This is a genomic window from Ruminococcus sp. (genome assembly GCF_016283395.1).
The window spans coordinates 16611-41292 of the sequence record NZ_JAEEMU010000040.1; the positions used below are offsets into that span (position 1 = coordinate 16611).

20 protein-coding genes are annotated in these 24682 nt (G+C 45.1%); 5 read left to right on the top strand and 15 right to left on the bottom strand.

Annotated features, from left to right (window positions below):
• Positions 1-38: 38 nt before the first annotated feature.
• The 9 genes from infB to QZZ41_RS08375 form a co-directional block, all read right to left on the bottom strand.
• Positions 39-2786: a translation initiation factor IF-2 gene (infB, locus tag QZZ41_RS08335; protein WP_295070318.1), complete on the bottom strand. Its 2748-nt coding sequence runs from the start codon at positions 2784-2786 to the stop codon at positions 39-41.
• Positions 2787-2871: 85 nt separating this feature from the next.
• Positions 2872-3186, bottom strand: coding sequence for a ribosomal L7Ae/L30e/S12e/Gadd45 family protein (locus tag QZZ41_RS08340; protein WP_295070321.1), 315 nt, complete (start codon positions 3184-3186; stop codon positions 2872-2874).
• On the bottom strand, positions 3155-3433 hold the full coding sequence (locus QZZ41_RS08345) for a YlxR family protein (protein WP_074718411.1): 279 nt from the start codon (positions 3431-3433) through the stop codon (positions 3155-3157). The genes QZZ41_RS08340 and QZZ41_RS08345 overlap by 32 nt, the downstream gene beginning before the upstream one ends.
• 2 nt (positions 3434-3435) lie before the next feature.
• Complete coding sequence (gene nusA / locus QZZ41_RS08350; protein WP_295070325.1) at positions 3436-4674, bottom strand: transcription termination factor NusA; 1239 nt, start codon at positions 4672-4674, stop codon at positions 3436-3438.
• Positions 4675-4718: 44 nt separating this feature from the next.
• Positions 4719-5192 carry a ribosome maturation factor RimP gene (rimP, locus tag QZZ41_RS08355; RefSeq protein ID WP_295070328.1) on the bottom strand — a complete coding sequence of 158 codons (474 nt, stop codon included), beginning with the start codon at positions 5190-5192 and terminating at the stop codon, positions 4719-4721.
• 302 nt (positions 5193-5494) lie between these two features.
• The gene (locus QZZ41_RS08360; RefSeq protein ID WP_295070331.1) at positions 5495-6103 is read right to left on the bottom strand and encodes a hypothetical protein; all 609 of its coding nucleotides are present in this window, start codon (positions 6101-6103) and stop codon (positions 5495-5497) included.
• A gap of 70 nt (positions 6104-6173) precedes the next feature.
• Positions 6174-6890 carry a hypothetical protein gene (locus QZZ41_RS08365; RefSeq protein ID WP_295070334.1) on the bottom strand — a complete coding sequence of 239 codons (717 nt, stop codon included), beginning with the start codon at positions 6888-6890 and terminating at the stop codon, positions 6174-6176.
• Between the two features lie 313 nt (positions 6891-7203).
• Complete coding sequence (locus QZZ41_RS08370; protein ID WP_295070336.1) at positions 7204-7926, bottom strand: hypothetical protein; 723 nt, start codon at positions 7924-7926, stop codon at positions 7204-7206.
• Positions 7927-7938: 12 nt separating this feature from the next.
• Positions 7939-8385: a LytTR family DNA-binding domain-containing protein gene (locus QZZ41_RS08375; RefSeq protein ID WP_295070338.1), complete on the bottom strand. Its 447-nt coding sequence runs from the start codon at positions 8383-8385 to the stop codon at positions 7939-7941.
• A 361-nt stretch (positions 8386-8746) separates the two neighbouring features.
• Here QZZ41_RS08375 and QZZ41_RS08380 point away from each other — a divergent pair, with 361 nt between their 5' ends.
• The 3 genes from QZZ41_RS08380 (at position 8747) to QZZ41_RS08390 (ending at position 12065) form a co-directional block, all read left to right on the top strand.
• Positions 8747-11164 carry a glycosyl hydrolase family 65 protein gene (locus QZZ41_RS08380; RefSeq protein WP_295070341.1) on the top strand — a complete coding sequence of 806 codons (2418 nt, stop codon included), beginning with the start codon at positions 8747-8749 and terminating at the stop codon, positions 11162-11164.
• A 319-nt stretch (positions 11165-11483) separates the two neighbouring features.
• Complete coding sequence (locus QZZ41_RS08385; RefSeq protein ID WP_295070344.1) at positions 11484-11801, top strand: DUF6442 family protein; 318 nt, start codon at positions 11484-11486, stop codon at positions 11799-11801.
• A 54-nt stretch (positions 11802-11855) separates the two neighbouring features.
• Complete coding sequence (locus QZZ41_RS08390; RefSeq protein ID WP_072951852.1) at positions 11856-12065, top strand: helix-turn-helix transcriptional regulator; 210 nt, start codon at positions 11856-11858, stop codon at positions 12063-12065.
• Between the two features lie 316 nt (positions 12066-12381).
• On the opposite strand, the gene QZZ41_RS08395 is transcribed toward QZZ41_RS08390, so the two are convergent.
• From QZZ41_RS08395 to QZZ41_RS08410, 4 genes are all read right to left on the bottom strand, one after another.
• Positions 12382-13515 carry a hypothetical protein gene (locus QZZ41_RS08395; protein WP_295070346.1) on the bottom strand — a complete coding sequence of 378 codons (1134 nt, stop codon included), beginning with the start codon at positions 13513-13515 and terminating at the stop codon, positions 12382-12384.
• A gap of 214 nt (positions 13516-13729) precedes the next feature.
• Positions 13730-17188 carry a transcription-repair coupling factor gene (gene mfd, locus QZZ41_RS08400; protein ID WP_295070349.1) on the bottom strand — a complete coding sequence of 1153 codons (3459 nt, stop codon included), beginning with the start codon at positions 17186-17188 and terminating at the stop codon, positions 13730-13732.
• 17 nt (positions 17189-17205) lie between these two features.
• The gene (pth, locus tag QZZ41_RS08405; protein ID WP_295070352.1) at positions 17206-17832 is read right to left on the bottom strand and encodes an aminoacyl-tRNA hydrolase; all 627 of its coding nucleotides are present in this window, start codon (positions 17830-17832) and stop codon (positions 17206-17208) included.
• Between the two features lie 98 nt (positions 17833-17930).
• Positions 17931-18695 carry a histidinol-phosphatase gene (locus QZZ41_RS08410; protein WP_295070355.1) on the bottom strand — a complete coding sequence of 255 codons (765 nt, stop codon included), beginning with the start codon at positions 18693-18695 and terminating at the stop codon, positions 17931-17933.
• 407 nt (positions 18696-19102) lie between these two features.
• On the opposite strand from QZZ41_RS08410, the gene QZZ41_RS08415 reads away from it, so the two are divergent.
• On the top strand, positions 19103-20425 hold the full coding sequence (locus QZZ41_RS08415) for a hemolysin family protein (protein ID WP_295070358.1): 1323 nt from the start codon (positions 19103-19105) through the stop codon (positions 20423-20425).
• Positions 20426-20593: 168 nt separating this feature from the next.
• Here QZZ41_RS08415 and QZZ41_RS08420 read toward each other — a convergent pair whose 3' ends face one another.
• Both QZZ41_RS08420 and QZZ41_RS08425 read right to left on the bottom strand, forming a co-directional pair.
• Complete coding sequence (locus tag QZZ41_RS08420) at positions 20594-22720, bottom strand: ATP-binding protein (RefSeq protein WP_295070362.1); 2127 nt, start codon at positions 22718-22720, stop codon at positions 20594-20596.
• 17 nt (positions 22721-22737) lie between these two features.
• On the bottom strand, positions 22738-23406 hold the full coding sequence (locus QZZ41_RS08425; protein ID WP_295070367.1) for a response regulator transcription factor: 669 nt from the start codon (positions 23404-23406) through the stop codon (positions 22738-22740).
• A 362-nt stretch (positions 23407-23768) separates the two neighbouring features.
• Here QZZ41_RS08425 and QZZ41_RS08430 point away from each other — a divergent pair, with 362 nt between their 5' ends.
• Positions 23769-24470 (top strand): hypothetical protein, encoded by a 702-nt coding sequence (locus tag QZZ41_RS08430; protein ID WP_295070371.1) that lies wholly within the window; start codon positions 23769-23771, stop codon positions 24468-24470.
• Positions 24471-24682 lie beyond the last annotated feature (212 nt).

Sequence of the window (24682 nt, forward strand, 5' to 3'; positions counted from 1 at the left end):
AGAAATTCCCCCTTTATCATTGATGAGAATAATTGATTTTAATCTTCACGGTATTCCTCAACGATATAAGCCTCGAAGATATCGCCTTCCTTAACGTCGCTGAACTTCTCGAGACTGATACCGCACTCGTAGCCTTCTGCTACTTCCTTAGCGTCGTCCTTGAAACGCTTGAGTCCTGATATCTTATCATCTGCAATGATGATTCCGTCACGTACTACACGCACCTGACTTCCTCTTGTTACCTTACCGCTGAGCACATAGCTTCCTGCTACCATACCAACGTTGGATATCTTGTATACCTGTCTTACCTCTACTCGTCCCTGCTCTACCTCACGGGTCTTAGGAGCGAGCATACCCTTCATAGCTGTTGTTATCTCCTCGATAGCATCATAGATGATACGATAGAGTCTGATATCAACGCCGTCACGGACTGCATTTTCAGCAGCAACAGGATCAGGCCTTACATTGAAGCCGACGATGATAGCATTTGAAGCAGCTGCGAGCATAACGTCGCTTTCCTTAACAGCACCAACTGCACCATGGATAACTCTTACTCTTACCTCGTTGTTAGAGAGCTTTTCGAGAGACTGCTTAACAGCTTCAACTGAACCCTGAACGTCAGCCTTTACAACGATCGGGAGCTCCTTGATCTCGCCCTCAGCGATCTGGCTGAACAGGTTATCGAGAGTAACCTTGCGGTAAGCGTTGAACTGCTCCTGCTTCTGCTCGTGCTTTCTCTGCTCAACGAGCTCACGTGCAAGTCTTTCGTCCTCAACTGCATTGAAGATATCACCTGCGCTTGGAACTTCTGCAAGACCTGTTATCTCAACAGGAACAGAAGGACCTGCTTCCTTTACAGTTCTGCCCTTGTCGTTTGTCATAACACGAACTCTTCCGACAGCAGTACCTGCGATAAGAACATCGCCCTGCTTGAGAGTACCGTTCTGTACGAGAAGTGTAGCGATAGGACCTCTGCCCTTGTCAAGACGAGCTTCGATAACAGTACCCTTTGCAAGTCTGTCAGGGTTAGCCTTGAGCTCCTTGACCTCAGCAACGAGGAGTACATTTTCGAGAAGGTCATCGATACCCTCACCAGTCTTAGCTGAAACAGGAACGCAGATAACGTCGCCGCCCCAGTCCTCGCAAACGAGGTCGTACTTTGTGAGCTCTTCCTTGATACGGTCAGGGTTAGCACCTTCCTTATCCATCTTGTTGATAGCAACGATGATAGATACTCCTGCTGCCTTTGCGTGGTTGATAGACTCTACAGTCTGCGGCATGATACCGTCATCAGCAGCAACAACGAGGATAGCGATATCAGTGATATTAGCACCTCTTGCACGCATTGAAGTGAAAGCCTCATGTCCGGGAGTATCGAGGAATGTGATGTCCTGTCCGTTGATATTTACCTGATAAGCACCGATGTGCTGTGTGATACCGCCTGCTTCGCCTGCGGCAACGTGAGCATCTCTGATGCGGTCGAGAATAGAAGTCTTACCGTGGTCAACGTGACCCATAACAACTACAACAGGGCAGCGCGGCTGGAGGTTTGTATCGTCATCATCTGTATCGTCGATAAGACGCTCCTCAATAGTAACGATAACTTCCTTTTCTACCTTTGCGCCCATCTCGTCTGCAACGAGAGCAGCTGTATCGAAATCTATCTCCTGATTTATAGAAGCCATAACCCCCAGCTTCATAAGCTGTTTGATAACGTCTGTAGCAGTAGCTTTAAGACGTGTAGCAAGCTCGCCGACAGTGATATTGTCAGGGATAAGTACCTTGAGCTGCTGCTTTCTTGCTCTTTCGAGCTCCAGTCTCTTGAGCTTTTCAGCCTCGCTCTCCTTCTTTGAGAACTGCTGACGTGTTCTCTGAGCTGACTTCTGATTTATCTTCTGCTTCTTAGAAGAATAGTTGTCGTTCTTATGCTTGTTTGAGGTAGCCATCTGGTCGTATCTCTCGTTGTACTTATCGAGGTCAACGTAGCTTCCTCTTGTATCTACAGTTCTTCTCTGTGTAGAAGTCTGTGCTGTTTCAGAACTGAATGCAGCGTTGAACTTTGTTCTCTCGCCTCTGTCCTGAGCCTTAGCCTGCTCCTTCTTCTTGTCCTTTTTCTTATCGTGGACGTGAGCAGTATTCTTATCAGCTTCCTGAGCCTTTTCTTCCTTCTTTGGCTCGGCAGGCTTTTCCTCAGTCTTTACAGGCTCAGCCTTTGGCTCGGGCTTTGTTTCCTGTTTAGGCTCGGGTTTAACTTCCTGCTTTGGCTCTGGTTTAGCTTCCTGCTTTGGTTCTGACTTTGCTTCCTGCTTTGGTTCTTCCTTCGGAGCTTCCTTGACAGCAGGAGCTGCTTCCTGCTTCTTCTCGGGCTCAGCCTTTTTAACGGGAGCAGCCTGCGGCTTTTCTTCCTTCTTTGGCTCGGCAGGCTTTTCAGCCTTCTTTACAGGAGCGGGAGCTGCTGCGGCAGCAGCCTTTTTCTCTTCCTTTTTAGGCTCTTCAGTGTTCTTTTTCTCAGCAGGCTTCTTAGCGGCTGTAGTCTTTTTCTCTTCCTTTGCAGCGTCTTCCCTGACAGGCTTGGGATCGTTCTTTGAGTTGAAATAATCGTTCAGTGAGCCTACAGAATAACGTTCCTTTGTGTAATGCTCAAGAACAGTGTTCATTTCCTCCTCAGTGAGAGAAGAACCCGTTTTCTTTTTATTATCGCCTTTTTCAGCGAAAAAGTCGATCAATTCCTGTGCAGGGATATTTATATCCTTTGCAGCGTCGCTTAACTTTATCTTTTTTGCCATAGGCCTGATTACCTCCAATTTGTCTTTGCCGTACTGTGCGGCAGTAATATATCTATAACGTATCTATATCAACGCATAACTGCGATCAATCAGATATTATCCTCTCAAAACCGTCCGCGAAGCCCTTGTCTGTGACTGCTATGACAGCTGTCTCTTTTCCGCAGAGCTTTCCGATATCGGCTTTGCTCATTTCCGTTGCGAGAGACTTTACACTGTATTTCTCACAGTAGAACTTTACTTCCTTGACTGTTTTTTCCGAAGCGTCAGAAGCGGTAAGCAAGCAGAAAGCAGTACCGTTTTTCACAGCCTCGACTGCACTGTCGAAGCCCTTTACAGTCTTGCCCGCTCTGATACAGATACCGAGAAGATTAGCTGTCCTGCGGCTCTTCTCTGAGCTCATTCATCATCACCTCATAAACGCTTTCTTCGATCTTGCATGAGAAGGATCTTTCAAATTTTCTTGCTTTTCTTGCCTTTTCCAGACAATCCGTACTGCGGCAGATATAAGCACCTCTGCCTGCGGCTTTGCCCTTGAAGTCAAGACTTATCTCGCCCTCGGGAGACTTCACCACACGTATAAGCTCTTTTTTAGGCTTCATCTCACCGCAGCCGAGACACATTCTCATAGGTGTCTTTTTTGGCTTCATAATTATTCCTCGTCAGCAGCAGGAGCTTCAGCAGTTTCCTCAGCTGCTTCAGTATTTTCCTCGGCTGCTGCCTCTGTGATCTCCTCTTCCTCAGCAGCAGGAGCAGTCTCCTCGCCCTCTGTCTCAGCTGGAGCAGACTCAAATACAGGAGCAACAAAGTCAGGGCTCATTTCGGGAGCTTCCTCACCTGTTATGTTGTCGAACTGAGGCTTGATGTCGATCTTGAAGCCTGTAAGCTTTGCAGCAAGCTTAGCATTCTGTCCCTTATTGCCGATAGCAAGTGAGAGCTGATTGTTAGGAACGATAACTGTGCATATCTTTTCTTCCATGGAAACGATAACTGTCTTGAGTACCTCAGCAGGAGCAAGTGCTCTTGCGATGAACTCCTCGGGAACTTCGCTCCATGGGATAATGTCGATCTTTTCACCGCTGAGCTCGTTTACTACAGCTGTTATTCTTGAACGCTTAGGACCGATGCAGGCACCTACTGCGTCAACGTTCTCGTCCTTTGACCATACAGCGATCTTTGTTCTTGAACCTGCCTCACGGGAGATAGACTTTACTTCAACAGTACCGTCATATATCTCGGGAACTTCCTGCTCAAAGAGTCTCTTTACGAGGTCCTTGTGAGTACGTGAGATCTTAACTACAGGCTTCTTGTTCTTGCCGATGATGCCTGTGATGTATACCTTTACGGACTTGCCCTCTTCAAGGTTCTCACCTGGTATCTGCTCGTTGCGGAAGAGATAGAGCTCAGTTCCGTCATAAACCACAGTAACAGTACCTCTGCCGGGTTCTACCTGAGAAACTCTTGCAGTGATACATTCGTGTTCCTTCTGCTCAAACTTGCTGAGCATCTGCTCACGGTTGATCTCTCTCAGGTCGCCCTTTATGGACTGCTTTGCTGAAAGTGCAGCCATTCTGCCAAGCTTTGAGATATCCAGCTCCTTCATGATAGTTCCGCCGACCATAGCATGAGGATCCATAGTCTTTGCAACGTCGATATTTACTTCGTTTTCGTCGATAGGCTCATCATCGATGATATCCTGTCTGATATACATTTCAAACTTTTTCGTTTTAGGATCAATCTCAACTGTTATCCTCTCTTCGCTGTGCGGATAAGCTCTTCTTGCTGCCTTGAGCATAGCTGACTTCACCTTTTCGATAAGCAGCTCTGTCTCCACACTGTTTTCTTCGCCAAGAGCCTCAAGTGCCTTGAAAAAGTCCTTATTCATGTTCATGTCTGTAAATTCCTCCAATATATTATATTTTGTTTTTTTGCATTTCAGAAATCAAGATAAAGCTTTACAAAAGCAATATCTGCCAGAGGGAATTTCTTCTCCTCACCGCTTTCGAGAGCCACGGTAACGCCCTCTTTATCTGCGCCAACAAGCTTGGCAACTATTTCCTTTTCCCCGTCAACAGCTCTTATGAAGCGTATCTTCACTTCATCGCCCTGACACACTTCAAAGTGTTCCTCCTTGACAAGCTCACGCTCCAGACCTGCCGAACCGACTTCCAGCATATAGCTCTGAGCAATGGGGTCTTTCTCATCGAGGATATCGCTTATAGGAGCATTTGCGCGTTCGCAGTCCGCAATGGTTATTCCCTCGTCCTGATCTATAAAGACTCTCAAATACCACATCGCGCCTTCTTTTTCGTAGCAAACGTCCCAGAGGTAGTAGCCAAGCTCATCTGTGATAGGCTTGATAAGATCGTATACCTTTTGTTCCGTACCGCCGAATTTTTTGAATTTCATAGGCAGTTTTTCCCGATATATCGGGTATCTCCTTTCTCTGTAAAGTTAAAGTTTCGATATAAATACTAAAGACCGGAAGGTTCCGGTCTTTGGGTTTACTATCATCATAAAGTATTATACCACGGTTTTTCGCAAAAATCAAGTGTTTTTCGGAATTTTTTTCAAAAAACTTCTTATTATATAAGAAGATACGAAAAAGCTCCTCTCATAATGCCTGCGGCGGCACCGAGAGGAGCTTTTATTTTTATTATAAATCCCGTTTTTGTCCCTATATCTTTTATAAAAGTTTTTACCCTACATTATTATCTGCTCAGTAATCTTTTAGCTGAAGCGGCATCAATATTAGCCGTTCTCACCAAGAGATTCTGTGCGTTTGCTTTTGTAACTAATCTCTCCTGCTTTGTTGCCATATCAATTACCGTTACTCGGTCTGTTCTTCTACTTCCTGCGATACTTATCTTTTCTATCTTTTCTGCAATTACAGCTGTAACAGCCTTATTTCTAATGAACTCATCGATACCTTTACGGAATCCATCACCTAAAGTTACTTCGGCACGTGGATCTATCCAATCGTCCTTAACCCAAACTAAAACCCAACAACCATTTACATAAACCCACTCCCAATGTCCACTGGGTCCAATCACGCGACCTATTTCAAACTTGTGGCTCATCTGACCTCTGACATATTCGCCCCTATAAATCGGTAATTCTTCAGCCTTCTTAATGCCGCCCTTTGCAAATGTGAGTTCAGATGCTTTCTTATATTCCTTAGCATCAAAATTGATCTCTATTGCTTCGCGCTTTATTCCCTCTAAATTGCCTGCACTTGCTGACATTGCGCTTACCATTGGAACTGCGCACATTGCTGCTGCAAAAATAGCTGCTAATGACTTTTTAATAGTATTTTTCATAATAATCTCTCCTTAATATTCATATAAACTCTATACCCATTATAAATCAATGTATGTCAAACTTTAATGCTCAGAAACAGCCGCCATATATGTCCTTCATAAGCTGAATATCTATCTGTGTTTTAATACCGCCTATATCTATTTGCTCTATTTTTGCAGAAGCTTCCTTCTCAAAGGAATTTGCAACTCGCCCAACGCTGATCACTCGCTCTGATCTGCCTTGTAAAATTGACGCACCATTATCTGCTACTGGATTTGTCGGAGGCCAAGGACCAACCCACCAAGATGGCGGATCTTGTGTATAAAGTCCTACCGCGCCGGAAAATTCAACTACACCGATTTTGTTTCTTACATTTCTTGAAAACTCAGAAACCTTGATCTGATTTGCATCAGTTGCTGCAACGATAATGATCCACCACGGAACGTCATCCGGATTGGTATCAGGAGCAAGCTTACCTACTCTGCCATTTACAAATTTTACTTCTCTTGAACCTTTTGATGTTATCCTGTATGCCTTACGCGCACGTATACGAATAGGCCATGGTATATCATCAGGATCAGTTTCAGGCAAAAGATAGCCAACACTGTCTACTTTAGCTTTTGACAACGAAGTCCCCCTGCTAAGGCCAAGCTCTTTCACCGTCATTGTTCCCGAAATACTGCCAATCTCATATTTTTGTACCTTTCCTGTTACTTCTGCACTTGCTGTCATTGCACTTACCATTGGTACTGCACACATTGCTGCTGCTAAAATTCCTGTGATTGCCTTTTTGATTGTAGCTTTCATAATATTCTCTCCTTAATAAATAATATTAAACAAAAAATGTACGGAATAATTGCCTGCTTTAGTTTTCGTTTCAGGTGTTGCGCAACCCTATGATTTTATTATACTCAGAATTCTAATTTTGCATAGGTGAAATATGTCATTTAATGAGTGACATATGTCACTTCCTGAATGACATATGTAACACTGAACAGCAAAAATGGTCAGACAAACCTGTATAAAGCTCCGTATATAGCCAAAGTTATACTGTGAACCTGTATCGCGGCACAAAATACAGCAAAACAGGCGGCTCATAAAGCCGCCTGTAACCATTCTTTTATTCTTCCAATGTTACCTGACTGTATTCGTTGACATTAAGATTTACGCTCGTCTGAACGTCAACGTGCTGCTCCTTGCTGTCTGTGTTTTTACCGAAAAACAGACTGTATGTTATGATAAAATCGCCCTTGTAACCACCCGTATCTATTGCGATCAATCCGTTTTCACCCATTGTATCCCAGTTTGCAGAAAAATGATTAAACTCGAAATCAACAGTAATATCCGAAAATGTCACTGATCTACTGCCTGTGTATTTAGCCGTTGCCAGTACAGGTGCAAATACATGAGTATATTCCTGATCCAAAGTATATATCTCGATACAGGTATCGCCCTTATTGACAGTATGTTTTGTATAGCCCTTTATCTCATCGCCGAAGCTGTACTCACCGATAAGCGAATCTTCAAGAAGCGTATCATGCATCAGTCCTATTGACGGGTCACATATCATATCCGCACGCGACATCTTTATTTTTACCGACATTAATACTATAAGCCCCACCCATAGCACAAGTACAATACCAACAGCACTTGTCAGTATAACGATAACAAACTTTACAGGCGACATCATAGGCTTGATTTTAGCTTCTCTGCCCTCTGCAAGTCTCCTGTTTATCTTTCGTGTATACGAAGCACGATATACAGCGAAACCTATGGCTATCAAAGCTGCGATTATAAGCAGAAAAATTATTGATACACCAACTATATTTGAATTTTCTTTCATGTTCACCCCTCCTTAAATCCCCAAGAATTCCTTGAATATGTAGTAATACGTCCTTGTAACGTCCACCTTTGCGCCGTTTTTCATCGTCAGCATGAACTTCTGCGACAATGCAGGACGTATTGACTTTATATGCGACATTGACACTATGACCGAGTTGCTCACTCGTATGAACTCTTTCGGATCGAGTATCTCCTCGAGACGGCGCAGCGGCTCGGAAAGCCTGTATTCCTCTGTGCCGCAATATGCTACTATATCATGTGCAAAACTTTCTATGTGAGAGATATCCTTTGTTTCGAGCCTGTATATCTCCTCGCCGCGCCTTGCTATAAGATGCGATACCGTGATGTTGCTCTCCGAGAGTATAAGTTCAGCGGTGTCATCGATATCTATGCCCTTTTTAATCAATTCAGCCGCTATTGCATCGTAGTGTTCGTCGCTTACTAACAGTCTTATCTTCATTTGCTCGCATCGCCTCCCTGTATCATTGATAAGCTTATCTGTCTATATTATAAATTGAGCAGCTGAAAAAATCAATACTCACCGCATATCTTTCACTTATGAAAGCATATCTTGCATTTGCACCCACACAACAGACATACATAAACATAAAGTATAAGTCCAGCAGAAAAGTGATATAACATTTAGAGTAATTATAGCGTAATATTACATAATGTAGTAAAAACTTGTCGTTTTTTGCTGTTGTTAACGATATGTTCATTTTTACCCCCTTGTCAAAGCTCCTGTTTAATGGTATAATTAGTGTGATATTTTCTGCCTGAGGAAAGCACTGTCCAACGGCAGCTGAGAAGGAGAATGTATTATGCAGTACGGACATTTCGATCTTGAAAACAAAGAATATGTCATCACTAACCCCGCCACACCCGCACCTTGGGCAAACTATTTAGGTGATCCCGAATACGGTGCTATGATATCCAACAACGCAGCAGGCTACAGCTTCGTAAAATCAGGTGCAAACGGAAGACTTTCACGTTTCCGCTTCAACTCTGATATGGCTCTCCCGGGTCGTTACATTTATATAAGAGATAACGATACCGCTGATTACTGGTCAGCTTCATGGCAGCCTGTAGGCAAGCCCCTCGACAAGTATAAGAGCGAGTGCCGCCACGGTACAGCTTATACAGTCATTTCTGCTGAGTACGCAGATATCAAGTCCGAAACTACATACTATGTTCCCTACGGCAAGACATACGAAGTATGGAGAGCAAAGGTAACAAACAACTCCTCAAAGGAGAGAAAGCTCTCTGTATTCGGCTTTATAGAATTCACAAACGAGCCTAACTATGAGCAGGATCAGGTCAACCTCCAGTACACACTGTTCATCACACGTACAAGCTTTGAGGGCGGCAACCGTATCCTCCAGCACATGAACGAGAACACAGGCTTCGATGAGAACGGCTACAACGGTCAGGAGCGTTTCTTCGGCATGGTAGGTCAGCCTGTTACAGGCTGCTGCGGAAGCTTCAGCGACTTCATCGGACCTTACAGAACTTTCTCAAATCCTATCGCTGTTGAGAACGGCAAGTGCAGCGGCGTTATGAACTATAACTCCAACTCATGCGGTGCTCTCCAGAGCGATATCACACTTGCTCCCGGCGAGACGAAGGAATTCGTTTTCGTACTCGGTGAACGCAAGGATCCCGAGGCTGCTGCTATACTTGAAGAATACAAGGCAGCAGGCAAGGTAGATGCAGAAGTCAAGCAGCTCAAGGACTATTGGCACGGTCAGCTCTCAAACTTCAAGGTAGAGACTCCTTCCGACGAGTTCAACAACATGATAAATGTATGGAACGCTTATCAGTGCTTCATTACATTCATCTGGTCAAGAGCAGCTTCATTCGTATACTGCGGTCTGAGAAACGGCTACGGCTATCGCGATACTGTTCAGGATATTCAGGGTATCATACACCTTGATCCGGAAATGGCTGCCGAAAAGATACGCTTCATGCTTTCCGCTCAGGTAAGCAACGGCGGCGGACTCCCGCTTGTTAAGTTCGACCACAACGCAGGTCACGAGACTTGTCCTGACGAGAACGACGAGCACAGCGTTTACGCTAAGGAAACAGGTCACCCGTCCTACCGTGCTGACGATGCACTCTGGCTCTTCCCGACTATCGTTAAGTACCTCGGCGAGAGCGGCAACAAGGGCTTCCTCGATGAAGTTATCACCTACGCAGAAGAGGGCGGCGGAAAGGCTACTGTTTACGAGCACCTCAAGAACGCTATCCGCTTCTCTATGGAGCGTCTCGGCGATCACGATATGCCCGCAGGTCTCCACGCTGACTGGAACGACTGTCTCCGCCTCGGTGCAAAGGGCGAATCCACATTCGTTGCATTCCAGCTCTACTACGCTATGAACGTTATGCGCGACATGGCTAAGGACAAGAACGACACAGAATATATCACATACCTTGACGGTGCTCAGAAGAAGCTCGGCAACGCACTTGAAAAGTGCTGGGACGAGGACAGATTTATCCGCGGTATCCGCGACAACGGCGTTATCGTTGGTGCAAAGAAGGATCCCGAGGCTAATATGTGGCTCAATCCTCAGAGCTGGAGCGTAATCTCACACTTTGCTTCTGACGATCAGGCTGAAAAGGCTATGAACAGCGTTCACGATATACTCAATACACCTTACGGTGCTAAGCTCCTCGAACCACCTTACAAGTACCACCACTTTGAGGGTGCGCTCATGCAGGTATTCAACCTTGATACAAAGGAAAACGGCGGTATCTTCTCACAGTCACAGGGCTGGCTCATACTCGCCGAGTCTCTCCTCGGTCACGGTGACCGCGCATTCGAGTACTTCCTCGAAAGCTCACCTGCTGCAATGAACGACAAGGCTGAGATACGTGTTATGGAGCCATACGTTCACGGTCAGTTCACCGAGTCAAAGGCTTCTCCATATGAGGGACGTTCACACGTTCACTGGCTCACAGGTACAGCTTCAACTGTAATGGTAGGCTGTGTTGAGGGTATCTGCGGTATGCGTCCTGACCTCGGCGGTCTCACTATTGCTCCGTCTATCCCTGCTAAGTGGGACGGCTTCAAGATCGAGAAGAACTTCCGCGGCAAGAAGCTCAATATCAATATCGACAACTCCGCACACGTTCAGAGCGGCGTAAAGGAGATCACTCTCAACGGCGAAAAGCTGGCTGGCAACTACGTTCCTGCCGATAAGCTTGCTGCTGTAAACGAGATAAACGTAGTACTTGGTTAATGCGTAATTCATAATGCATAATGCATAATTAAGGCACTGTGATTTTCACAGTGCCTTTTTGTTTGTATGTGTGAATGACCGTATGTAGGGGCGCTTTCCGAGCGCCCGCCGATTTTTTATATGTATTTTAATTCGGGCGAGCGGAACTCGCCCCTACGCTATTGTGCAAGTCGTTAAAATACACTTATTCCGAATTGTGCATTCACACAATTCTGACAAGTTTACTTTGCAAAGTCTTGACAAGTACACTTGGCAGCGCTATAATACAATTACCAAGTAAACTTGGCAAAATGCATTACATGATATGGGAGGTACTACTATGAACAAGGAAGAGATTCTCGAAAAAAGCAGAAACGATAACAAGAATAACGATCCATTTTACCTTGAAACGAGGGTAAAAGGCATGAAATACGGCAGAATTGCCGCTATCATATTCTGTCTCGCTTTTTTTATCATTGACTGGTTTATAACAGGAAACGAAGATTACAGCTATTACAGTATTTTCACCGCATCATTCGCCGCTGATTACCTTTACAGGTGGAAAAAGACCGATAACAAGGACGACTTTTACGCAGGAGCACTTATGGCTTTAGCAACAGTAGTATCTGTTGTACTGCACTTCGTTCATGGGTGTTGACTATGAATACGGAAGATCTCTGTAAAGCAATTGATTATACGAGGTGACTGCATGATAGACGATTCACTTATACTCCGAAACCGTCTGAAAGAGATACGCAAGGAGCAGCGGCTCTCGCAGGACGAGCTGGCGAAAATGGTAGGCGTATCCCGAAATACTATCAGTTCTATAGAGACGGGGCAGTTCAGCCCCACGGCTAAACTGGCATTAGTCCTGTGCATTGCCCTTGATAAAAAATTCGAGGACATATTTTATTTCGACTGATAAAAAAAACGCTTCCGAGATAACTGCAATACTGATACAGAAACTTTTATACTGATTATTGAGAGAACCCCTTTTGAAAAAGGGGCTTCTCTCAAACTCTCTCCCGAAAACTTCTGTTTTTATTTTTTCACAGATAGGGCGCGACCTGTATTTTTACAGGTCTTTTTTATGGCTTGTTCGCGCCCTATCAGTGAAAAAATCAGATAAAAGTCTTTGGAAAGGGGTTCGGGGGAAAACCTTTCCTCAGAAAGGGTTCCCCCGATAAATTAATATAAAATTCTATATTAGCATCACGGTTACTCGGAAGCGTTTCTGTTTATCTGTCCTGAATTTTACCGATCATCTCAGAAGCTTCATCAATAGCTCCTTGCACCTCGGCGTTTACCTTTTCAGCATCTGCTTTTGCTTTTTCAATTTCGTCCATGATCTGCTGTTCAGCGTCAGAGGTTTTACTGATCGACTCTTTGAGTTTTTCCTCAAACTCCTTCATCTTTGCCTCGGCTTCTTCAAACTGCTCGGACTCTTTAACATCATCCATCAGCTTTTTATATTCAGCCTCAAGTTCTTCTCTACGCTTCGGATCTGTTACAGCTGACTCAATATCTTCTGCAGCTTTTTTGTACTTGGCTTTGAGCTCTTCCCTTTTTTCTTCGGTATCAGCCTTTATCCCGTCAATTATATCCTCAGCCTTGCTCTTCAGATCTTCAACAGCAGAAGCAGGAGCTATCGGTATAGAATTGCCGTCCTCGTCATAGAAAACGATATTGTCGATATACATATCCGATTCATTTGCTACGCCCCAGCGCATGATAAGGAAGTTGGCATCGTCCATTTCCTCTGTCCAGCACTGTCCGCTGTCAGCGAGCAGGAATTTGAACTGCGCATGGACTGCACCTGACGCTTCAAAATTGTACTCACCGCCTGAAAAGTCCTGAAAATCATACCACTTTTCCTGCGCGGTAACAGTTCCGCCGCCGCCGCCTATCCAGCCTGGAGCTCTTACAACTTCTCCGTCATCTCTTTTCAGTCCGTCTGACGTAGCCTCGGCATACATATCAAATTCTATCCTGCGAACCTTTGCTGCACCTTCACTGCCGAGGAGCTTTGTAACGCTTATACCTATTTTCTGCACCTTACCTTCCAGCGGCACGGTATTGTCATCGGCAAATTTAAGCATCTTATTGCCCATAAGCTCTGCAACCGAAACTTCACCCTTTGCGCAGTCCTTATCATCTGTCTTGACATAGGCAAAATCAAATCTTCCGTCATCAAAGGTTATGGCATTTGGATCGGTTGCTTCTGTAGGTGTAGGAGGAATAAGCTCCTCTGTTGTAGTCTCAACAGGAACTGTCTCCGAGCCTGCATCGGGATCTTTCTTATCGCTGCATCCCGCAGCACAGGCTGCAAGAGCAAAAGCCATCGCACCTGCGATAAAGTTTTTATAATTCATATTTGCTTCTCCCTGTACAAAACTGTACTGATTTATTTTTTACACAGTGCTCTGCATCACTGTGTCTTTCTTTATTTATAAATAAATTGTAGCATAAAAATACAACTCTGTAAAGTAACATATCGTCCAAATCACAATACGTTTTTTGTAACACATTACACAATAATTGCGCTCAGATCCAATTCTCACCAATTATTGCTCAGGGATTTTACTATTACTTTTCTCTGTTCTGATAAAATATTTCGACAGTTTCCCTCATCATATCAAAGGGGCGCATTTTCGGTGATATTTTCACGGAAACATAGGATTTTCCTACGCCGTTGAAGGTTATCCTGCCCTTGTACGCCTGCTGCAATGCAGCTATCTGCTCAGGAACAAGATATTCCGTATAAAAATACATAGCACCGTTTTTCTGAGATATTTCGGTAATTCCCAAATGAGCAGCCTTGTTTCTGAGCAGAGAGACGTCTATAAGTCCCACCACCGACTTAGGCGGTTCGCCGTAACGGTCTATAAGCTCGTCGATAAGGTCGGTCTTGTCACTGTCCTCGTTGACCAGCATTATCTTGCGGTACATATCTATACGCTGATTAAGGCTTGAAATGTACTTTTCGGGGATATGAGCATCTATCTGTATATCCACAAGACACTCTGGTATCTTCTCGGGCTGCTCGCCCTTTTCCTCTGCGATAGCTTCCGAAAGGAGCTGCAAATACATATCGTATCCTACGGCTTCCATGTGTCCGTGCTGCCTTCCGCCCAGTATACTGCCTGCTCCTCTTATCTCAAGGTCACGGAGAGCTATACGGAAGCCGCTTCCGAACTGTGTGAACTCGCGCATTGCGTTAAGTCGCTTTGTGGCTATCTCAGTGAGCACCTTGTCACGCTTGTATGTGAAATACGCATAGCCTCTGCGGTTAGAACGACCCACACGGCCGCGGAGCTGATAGAGCTGCGACAAGCCGAAGCGGTCGGAGTCCTCAATAATAAGGGTATTTACATTTGGCACATCTACGCCAGTTTCGATGATAGTGGTGCAGACAAGGATATCTATCTCATGCTCAACAAGCTGCTCCCATATGTCGGACATCTCGTCCTCACTCATCTGTCCGTGAGCAAATGCTATCCTTGCTTCGGGAAGAAATTCCTGTAAACGGGCTGCACAGGCAGTTATTGTCTCAACGCGGTTGTGGATATAGTATACCTGTCCGCCGCGGCGAAGCTCCCTGACTATCGCCTGTACCACTGTACCGATATTGTACTCGATAACATAGGTCTGCACAGGGTATCTGTCCTGCGGAGGCTCTTCGATCACTGACATATCGCGTATGCCGCTCATTGCCATATTAAGTGTACGCGGTATAGGAGTAGCCGACAGCATCAGCACATCGACTCCCGTAAAGCTCTCCTTGAAGCGTTCCTTGTGAGCTACACCGAAACGCTGTTCCTCGTCGATTATGGCAAGTCCCAAGTCCTTGAACACAACGGACTTCTGGATTATCTTATGTGTACCTATTATAATATCTATTCGTCCCTGTTTCAGCTTCCTGATTATCTCCTCCTGCTGTTTAGGTGAACGATAACGGCTGAGAAGCTCTATCTGCACAGGGAAGTGCTCAAAACGGCGGAGTGCCGTCTGGTAATGCTGATATGCAAGAACTGTTGTCGGCGCAAGTATAGCGCACTGCTTTCCCGAAAGCACACATTTCATGGCAGCTCTGAGAGCTACCTCTGTCTTGCCGAAGCCAACGTCTCCGCAGAGCAGTCGCTCCATAGGACGCGGTCTTTCCATATCTGCCTTTATCTCGGATATAGACTGCAACTGGTCGTCAGTCTCCACGTACGGGAAACGCTCCTCGAAATCGTGCTGTATCTCGTCATCGGGATAAAAGGCAAAGCCTACGCTCTTTTCACGCTTTGCATAGAGCGCGATAAGCTCATGTGCCATATCCTTTACGGCACGTTTTACATTGCTTCTTGTTTTCTGCCATTCTCCCGAGCTGAGCTTATTCAGTTTTACGCCGCTGTCATCTCGTGGGCCTATGTATTTTGACACCATATCCAGCTGAGTTACGGGAATATAAAGCTTATCCGTACCTGCATACTGTATGGTGATATAATCCTTTGTAACGCCGTCCATTTCAAGCTTTCGGATACCGATGAAACGACCGATACCATGGCCTGAATGTACAACAAGATCGCCCTCTGTGATATCAGCAAGCGAGCGTATCTCCTCTGCCTTGTTCTTCTTTTTGCGGCGTTTTTTGCGAACAGAATCCATAGAGCGTCCCTGTGTTATGAGGACTGTCTTGTTCTCGGGATACTCAAAACCGCCGCCGAAGCTTCCCGACATAAGAAGTACTCTGCCGCTTATTGGTTCGATGCTGTCTGATGCGATATCACATGGTATGCCGTTATCATTGAGATCCTGCTGTATTATGGGAAGAGTCTTTTCGCTTCCTGCCGCAAGCACCATCCTGTATCCGCGGTGCTTGTAGTCCTCCAAATCCTCCACAAGCTGCTTCATCTCACCGCTCCACGGTGCAGTCTGCATAGCCTCAAAGCTGACAAGTCTGCGATAGTCTATCCTCTCACCGCCCTGCATGAAGCTGCTCATGTAGAGACATACGCGCTTTTCGGCAATATGCTGCACTTCTGCAAGCTCCAGTACATAGCCGTCAAGTCCCTTGCAGAGCTGTCCGTCCTCCATGAGTATCTTTATATCCTCATTGTGGCGTGTGAGGACTCCTGCGGCGTTGTCCATAACATCGGAAAAATCACTGAATATTACAGTTCCGCCTATGTAATCGAATACTGTTGAGGGCTCGCCGTAAACCAGCGGATAGTACTTTACTCCGTGAGCAAGTATCTCCCCTGCCCTGAGTCTGTGTACGTCCGCACCCAAATGCTCACGGACTGCCTCCATGTGCTTTCCGCGGACTTTTTTGCACAGCTCCTCTATTTTGTCGGCAAGCTCTTCATTATTATAAAGGACTTCGCCCGACGGATATATCTCAACACTTTCAAGTGCATCGGTACGGCGCTGCGAGTCTGTCTCGAACTCGGATATCGTGTCTATCTCATCGCCCCACAGCTCGATACGCACGGGCTTATCCGCCTGCACAGGGAATATATCAATAATAGAGCCTCTTATGGAGAACTGCGATGCTCCCTCCACCTTTTCGCAGCGTTGATAGCCGCACTTCGCCAGGGTCAGCGCAAGCTCCGACAGGTTCACTTCCGCTCCCTGTTTCAGCTCGATACCTGCTGCGATAAGGACTCCCACAGGTATAACAGGCTGCATTACAGCCTCGATACTTGCACATATAACGCTGCAACGACCTTTAGCCGCCTTTATAAGGGCGGCTATACGCATATGTTCGTATTCGTGGTTGGTACTGTCAACAGGTGTGAATACCAGTTCCTTTGACGGGAAAAGGACCGCCGCTTCACTGCCTGCCATCATGTTTATATCATCGCAGAGCTTCTTTGCCTCTGCCTCCGAGCCAGTTATTACAAGGTCTATCTTTTCACCGCACAGGGAGTAAATAAGCTGCGCCCTGTGTATATGGGAAAGACCTGTCACGGAGACAGGTGATATCTTCTTGTCAATTGCTTCACGCAGACTTTTATAGCCTGCAAGCTCGGTAAATAGATCTTTAAACAGTTTCATCGCATTCTCCGTAGGGATCAGGAATTGTACTTGTTCATGGCTTCATCGGTCTTGCCCTGTACCATGAGCTTTATGCACTCGCAGGCATTTTCGGCTGACTGCTTCATGAGCTCGCTGTCCTCCTTGCCGAACTTTCCGAGCACCCACTTTGCAAGGTCGTAATCGGGGTGAGGCTTCTTGCCAACTCCCATTTTTATGCGCGGATAATCGTCCCTGCCTGTAAGCTCGCATATGCTGCGGAGCCCGTTATGTCCGCCGTGGCTGCCCTTTCGGCGTATCCTCAGCTTGCCGCAGTCCAGCGATATATCATCGCATACGACTATGAGGTTCTGCACGTCTATCTTGTAGAACTCCAGAGCCTGCACTATGGACTCGCCGCTGTTGTTCATGTAAGTGGTAGGCTTCAGCAGCAGACAGCGTTTGTCACCGATAGTGACCTCGGCAGTCTTGCCCTTGAACTTTAGACGGTCAATCTTTTCGCCCAGCTGCTCAGCAAGCATATCAAGCACCATAAAGCCTGCATTGTGTCTTGTGTTTTCGTATTCAAGTCCGGGATTGCCCAGACCTGCTATCACATATTCTATTTTACCTCTTGACGAGGAAGAATTTGCGGAAATCCTGTCGAATACATCAAAAATACTCATTCTTTTTTTATTCTCCTTTAACGGGCGGATAATATCCGCCCCTACTCATTTGCAGCTTATTCGTCAGACACGGGCTGCCACAGGCAGCACCTACATGGCTAACGGCTAATGGCTAAAGTCTCAACCAGTTCAAGTCCGTAATTCTCAGCAAAGCGTCTGCACTTTTCTATAGGTGATTCGTCCGAGAGTGCCTGCGGAAAATGCGCATCACAGCCGATTATGGCTTTATTGCCCACTTTCTGTGCGATACGGAAAAACTTATCACAGGGATAGTGTCTGCCGTCTCTGAGTCCGAGGAGATTTATCTCCAGCGGTATATCCTTCCCTTTTAAATAAGTACACAGCCGCGTGAACTCTTTTTCATAAAGCTCATCGCTGCCTGTGAAGCACAGCAGATCGGGGTGAGCGAGATAAAGGTATCTTTCCGACTCCATTCCCTCGATTATGCGGTCAACATACTGCACAAGGAGTCTTTCATCTGAAGTCGGAACTCCCATATAAGCTCCCCAGGTCTCGGGATCGTTGAAGTGCTGTCCCATTATCATATAGTCAACGGGATAATCCTCAAGCAGTCTGTCCTGCTTTTCGATGAGCTGCGGGATATACTCCGCTTCAAAGCCTATGTATATCTTTATATCAGATGCGTACTCCTGCCTGAGATCGGTAAGCGATCTGAAATAGCCCTCGACCTCTTTCGGAGTCATACGTATACGCGAAATATAACCGTCATCAAATACCCACGGACAATGGTCGGAAAATCCCAGTTCCTTCATTCCGTGTGCTATGGCGTGTTCTACATATTCCCTGTCCTCGCCCAGTGCGTGATGACATCGGGAAGTATGTGTGTGATAATTTGCAAACATGAGCCGTGCTCCTTTCAAACTATGATTATACCACGTTTGCGAAAAAAATTCAAGTGAAAGAGTAGTTAGTTGTTAGTGATTAGTTGTTAGTGCATAGTGAGCAGAAACTAAGATCTATCAACGGGCGCACACCGTGCGCCCCTACAAGCTAAGGGCTAACGGCTCAATTAATGCCGCTCTTGACAAAATAACAATTATAATGTATAATGTTATAAATTAATAGAATAGGAGATGACACTCACAATGGACGGTGCCCCTGACGGCAGTAATCCAAATTATTACGGGAAATACTTCGTTAAATACGTATTTATAAGGCATGGTCTTCACTATCGTTTGTGTTAGGCTGTGCCTTTTAGAGGTTACACAAATATACAAAAATAAATACTTTATCTAACGGAGGATATGAAATGATAGGGCAGATAATTCTGCAAATAATACTCATCGCGCTCAACGCGCTTTTCGCCTGCACTGAGGTGGCGGTCATCTCAACAAGCGATATAAGACTTGAAAAGCTTGCCGCCAGCGGCAATAAAAAAGCCATAAGGCTGAAAAAACTCACGGCCTCCCCCACTCGCTTCCTTGCTACGATACAGGTCGCTATAACTCTTGCAGGCTTCATCGGTGCAGCTTTTGCTGCCGACAGCTTCTCGGAGTGCCTCACCTCTGCCATATTAAAAACAGGCATCGGTATCCCTGCGACTGTACTCAAGAAGATATCAGTCGTACTTATAACGCTGATACTCTCTTACTTCACCCTTGTTTTCGGTGAGCTCGTACCAAAGCGCGTGGCTATGAAAGATCCCGAAAAGATCGCCCTTGCCATGAGCAAGACCATATCTCTGGTCGCAAAAATATTTGCTCCGCTTGTATGGCTTCTCAACACATCAGCCAACGGCATACTCAAACTTATCGGCATTGACCCCGAAAGCGAGGACGACACCGTTACCGAGGAAGAGATACTTATGATGTCCGATGCAGGTGCTGAAAAAGGCACTATCGACGAGGACGAGAACCGCATCATCAAGAACATTTTTGCTTTTGATGATACCACAGCCGAACAGGTATGTACTCACAGAACAGACGTTGATGTGCTCTGGAGCAATGATGATATATCGGTATGGGAAGAAACAATACACCGTACCCGTCACTCATCTTTCCCCATATGCGGTGAAAGTGTGGACAACGTTATCGGAGTCCTCAACGCAAAGGACTATTTCAGACTTGACAACAAGACACGCGAAAACATAATGAAGGAAGCTGTCCGCGAACCATGCTTCGTTCACGAAAGCATGAAGGCTGACCGCCTTTTCGATCAGATGAAACAGCGCGGTGCAGACCACTTTGCAATAGTTGTAGACGAATACGGCGGAATGAGCGGTATAATAACTATTACCGACCTCGTTGAGGAGCTTGTAGGCGATTTCGCAGACGATCCCGAGGACGAGCCTGCTGTAAGACTTGAAGAGACAGAGGAAAATGTATGGACAGTTCCGGGTATGACCTCACTCAGCGACGTATGCGATGAGCTTGAAGTTACTCTCCCTGCGGATAAATACGAGACTTTCGGCGGATATGTCATAGCTGAACTGGGAGAGATACCTAAGGACGGTTCTCAGCTCTCATTCAAAAGTGACGGGCTCGAAATCGAAGTTCTTGAAGTTAAGCATCACCGTATTGAAGTCTGTCGTGTCAAAAAGCTTCCTCTCGTTGAGGAAAAGGAAGAAGAATAATAGTGATCAGTTATCAGTGATTAGTGCATAGTTAAGGGGCTGCCAAGGCAGCCCCTTGTTTTTATGCAAAAATCAACATATATGTATACGGTGTCATCGGCGTTCCGTATTATTTCAATGTTATACACGGCAAAAAGCCCGTAAGCTTAAAGCTTACGGGCTTTACAATTACATTGTTATTACGAAGCAGACGCTCTTGCCTGGCTGGTTCATTATATGCACCTTAAACTTATGCTTGTCTATGATAGACTTCGCAATGGCAAGTCCAAGACCATAACCGCCTGTTGCACGGTTTCTGGACTGGTCGCTTCTGTAAAATCTCTCGAAAATCTTGTCTGTTTCTTCTTCCTTGATACCTTCACCTGTGTTGTATACCGAGAACAGCTTTCTGTCGCCTGTTTTCTTCAGCGTTACCCTTACAGTACCGCCTTCGTTTGAGTATTTCAGTGCGTTATCAATGAAGATAGCAGCCATCTGCTTTATATGCTTCTCACTTCCGCAGAGCATTACATCATCGTCAATGTTCACTTCAAACTTCTTGTTGTTCTCAAATGCCTGACACTCGAAAGGAAGTGCAGTATTGACGATAGCCTTGCTGAGATTGAAGTATTTGCGTTCAAGGTCTGTATTGTTGTTTTCGAGCCTTGTAAGGTTGAGCAGGTCATTTACAAGTATGCTCATACGGTCGGTCTGCGCCTTGATGTATTTGAGCCACTTATTATCACCTATCTCACCTTCAAGTACATCTGCATTTGCAGAAATAACTGTAAGAGGAGTTTTAAGCTCGTGGCTTGCATCTGATACGAACTGCTTCTGCTTATCGAAAGCTGTCTTGATAGGCTGGATACTTCTCTTGCTGAAGAAGTATGCAAGAACAGAAAGTATAACAAGTGCTATAGAACCTATGATAATAGTTGTTCTCTTGAGCTGTCTGAGCATATCCATTTCATAGCTCTTGTCTGTGAATACCATAAGAGTTCCGTTAGGCTTTGAAGTCTGATAGAACTGATACGAATTCACCATACCTGTATCAATATTCTCTTCAAGTATCCTTGTGATGTAATTCTGTGCTGTTTCAGCATTCATATCATCATTATTCTTAGCATCAAGATATTTTCCGTTCTTATCTGCCATGATAACAAAGAACTCGATAGAACCCAGCGACTTCGGGATAGGCTCTTCCTTAGGAGCATTTACAGCAGTATTCTGACGAGACTGATAATTCTGCTGAACACTTGTAGCATCAGATGATGCTGCGGAAAGATCCGTTCTGTTTGCAAGAGGCTTTATGTATGCCGACATATCATCACTGTAGCTGTATGCAGTTTTGTCGGCAATTATTTTCTCATCGGCATCAGTTGTTTTTTCTTCCGGAACGTTATCATAACGGGGATCCATTTCACCGTGATCGTTTATCGTATCATAACGGGGATCATTTTCGCCGTGGTCGTTACGGGTCACAGGATACTCGCTTGAGTAAGCCTTAGTCTGCTCCCATACCCACGGATAATAGCCCCACATCCATGTGTACCATGGATAAGTGCCCTGTGCATTTGGATCGCCCCACTGACCGTTCCACTGTCCGTTATTGTTCTGGTCGCCCCATTGTCCGTTCCACTGTCCGTTATTTGGATCGCCCCACTGACCGTTCCATTGTCCGTTATTTGGATCGCCCCACTGACCGTTCCACTGTCCGTTATTCTGATCTCCGTTGTTCCAGTTGCTCCAGTCCCAGCCGCCCTGGTCCCACGAAGGAGTTGCTCCAGATGAAGCATCAGCAGACGGAGCCTGTGTTTCTGGTGCCTGGGTTGCAGGTGCCTGAGTTTCGGGAGGTACAGTCTCAGCAGGCTGCTCATCATGCGGCTCATCATAAGACTCCTGATTTTCCTCGATAGCCTGTGTATCTTCCTGAACAGGATCTGTAGGAGCGTCTGTCACCTTTTCCTTTGCCTTTTCGGTAGATGTCGAAGCTTCGGTAGCGGACGGCTTTTCCGTAGTAGTCGGATCAGTCGGCTTGGTCTCTGAAGGCTTTTTCTCCTTCTCGTACCTTCTGTCATCTCTGTTTTCGTTATTCATCGGCACGGCGTACTTGAACCTTGCCTCTTTTTCATCATACTCTATTCCCGAAGCTATCTGCATCAGGACTTCCTTTGACTGTCCGCGCATTACAGCTTTTGTAATAACATTGATCGAGCTTATAAGTGCCACAAAGACCGCAAGAAGAATACTAACGATCATTGTAAAAAGCTTCATCTGCGCTTTTTTGAACATCTTATCATGTGCCTTTTTGAACATAACAGCATTCCTCCTCTTTATTCAAGTGAATAACCGATGCCTCTGGCAGTTTTTATCTGTACAGGAGCAGATATGACTGAAAGCTTCTTTCTGAGGAAAGATATGTATACCTCTATATTATTGTACTCCACATCGCTCTCGTATCCCCATATCTTTTCAATGATACGCTCCTTTGGAAGTATCTGGTGGGGATTGGAGATAAGAAGCTCCATTATCTGGTATTCTTTCAGCGAAAGCTTAACATCATTGCCCTTCCACATTACTGAACAGGTATTCTTGTTAAGCTCAAGTCCGTTGTAATCGAGTCTGTTTTCGTCAACGATCTCGCCCTTTCTTCTTGTAAGAGCTCTTACTCTCGCAAGAAGCTCGCCTGTGACGAAAGGTTTTGTAAGATAATCGTCCGCACCGCAGTCCAGTCCGTTTATCTTGTCCTCGATCTCGCTTCGCGCTGTGAGCAGGAGCACAGGCGTACTTATATGCTCTCTTCGCATATTTCTAAGTACTTCTATACCGCTCATGCCTGGAAGCATGATATCGAGTATGATACAATCATATACCCCTGTGAGCGCGTTGTCAAGCCCGCTCACTCCGTCGTATACGGTATCAACATTATACATATTCCTTTTAAGAATCTCTGAAAGTGCATCAGCCAGCTGCATCTCGTCCTCCACAACGAGAAGTCTCATATAAAATACCCCCTTGGCGTTTTCGCAGCTGCACAAAGCAGCAATTTTTTCCATATTCAAGGTGTAAAAAGCGTACACCATTCCACTCTAATTCTATTATATCACACATTATTGAAATAGTCTTAAAAATTATGAATAGTTCAATATATTGATTAGGAAAAATTTATTTAAGTTTTTTGTGCATATCAACAGTTTTTAGTTTTGCTCGCTAACAATTGTTGACTACGTAATGAATTTGTGATAAAATTGAATATGCAAACAGAGAATAATAATTCACTGTTTTTACTCATAATAAATATAATATATATTATTATATGATATGTAATAGGGTATACTAAAAGATAGAATGGGAGGGACGGCAAATGATTTCACCGAATGAGCGAAGAAAGATAGGTTTTCCTCTTCTGGCATCTACTAATTCGGAAATGAAAAAATACACCGATGTATACAGTCTTTTTGCAGAAAACGGCTATTCAAAGGACCTTTGTGAGGCATACGCCGATGCTTTTCTGGACAATGTAAAAAAGCCCTCTCCTTTTGATATAATTCAGGTAGCTGCACTTTATGACAGGATACATGACCATAAAACAGCCTTTTTTTATCTTGAAAAGCTTACAGAAAAGAAACTCGGCGGCGATGAAAGGTTTTACTTCTGCATAGAGGTGCTGAGTATACTCGGCAAGATCGGCAACTGGCGCGAGGCTGAAAATTTCCGCACGAATAATATCAGTTTCCTGCAAAAGCATTGCGAAAAAGCTACTGCCACCATGCAGGCGCAGCTTTATATAGCACTTGCGATAACCGACTGTGCGGCAAAAAACTATCAGCCGGGACTGAAGCTGCTGAAATTCGGCTACAAGCCACAAGGTCCAAAGGATATCACACTGCTTGAAATATTCATTACGGCAGTTTACATTTTTGCAAAAGCAGGCGACAAAGAAGGACTTGAAGGTGCTCTTCATAATGCCGACTGCTGTCTCGCACTTTTCAAGGATTTCGATTTCTCGTGGCAGAGCCACTACTACCGCGAACGCATCGAAAACGCAGCCAACGGAATACTGTGACCGAAGCTCCGAAGGACAACTTCGGAGCTTTTTATGAGAAAATGCCGCTCACAATATAGTTAAAATAAAAAAATATATATGAAATATTCAAAATCTGCTCTAAAAAAATTCACAAACGATTATTTATTATTTTTAACCTTTGAAATAAATAACAAAATTTTTCAGCACGATTCGTTATCGTTAAAAGATGTTGTTTTCGTGCTATAAAATCA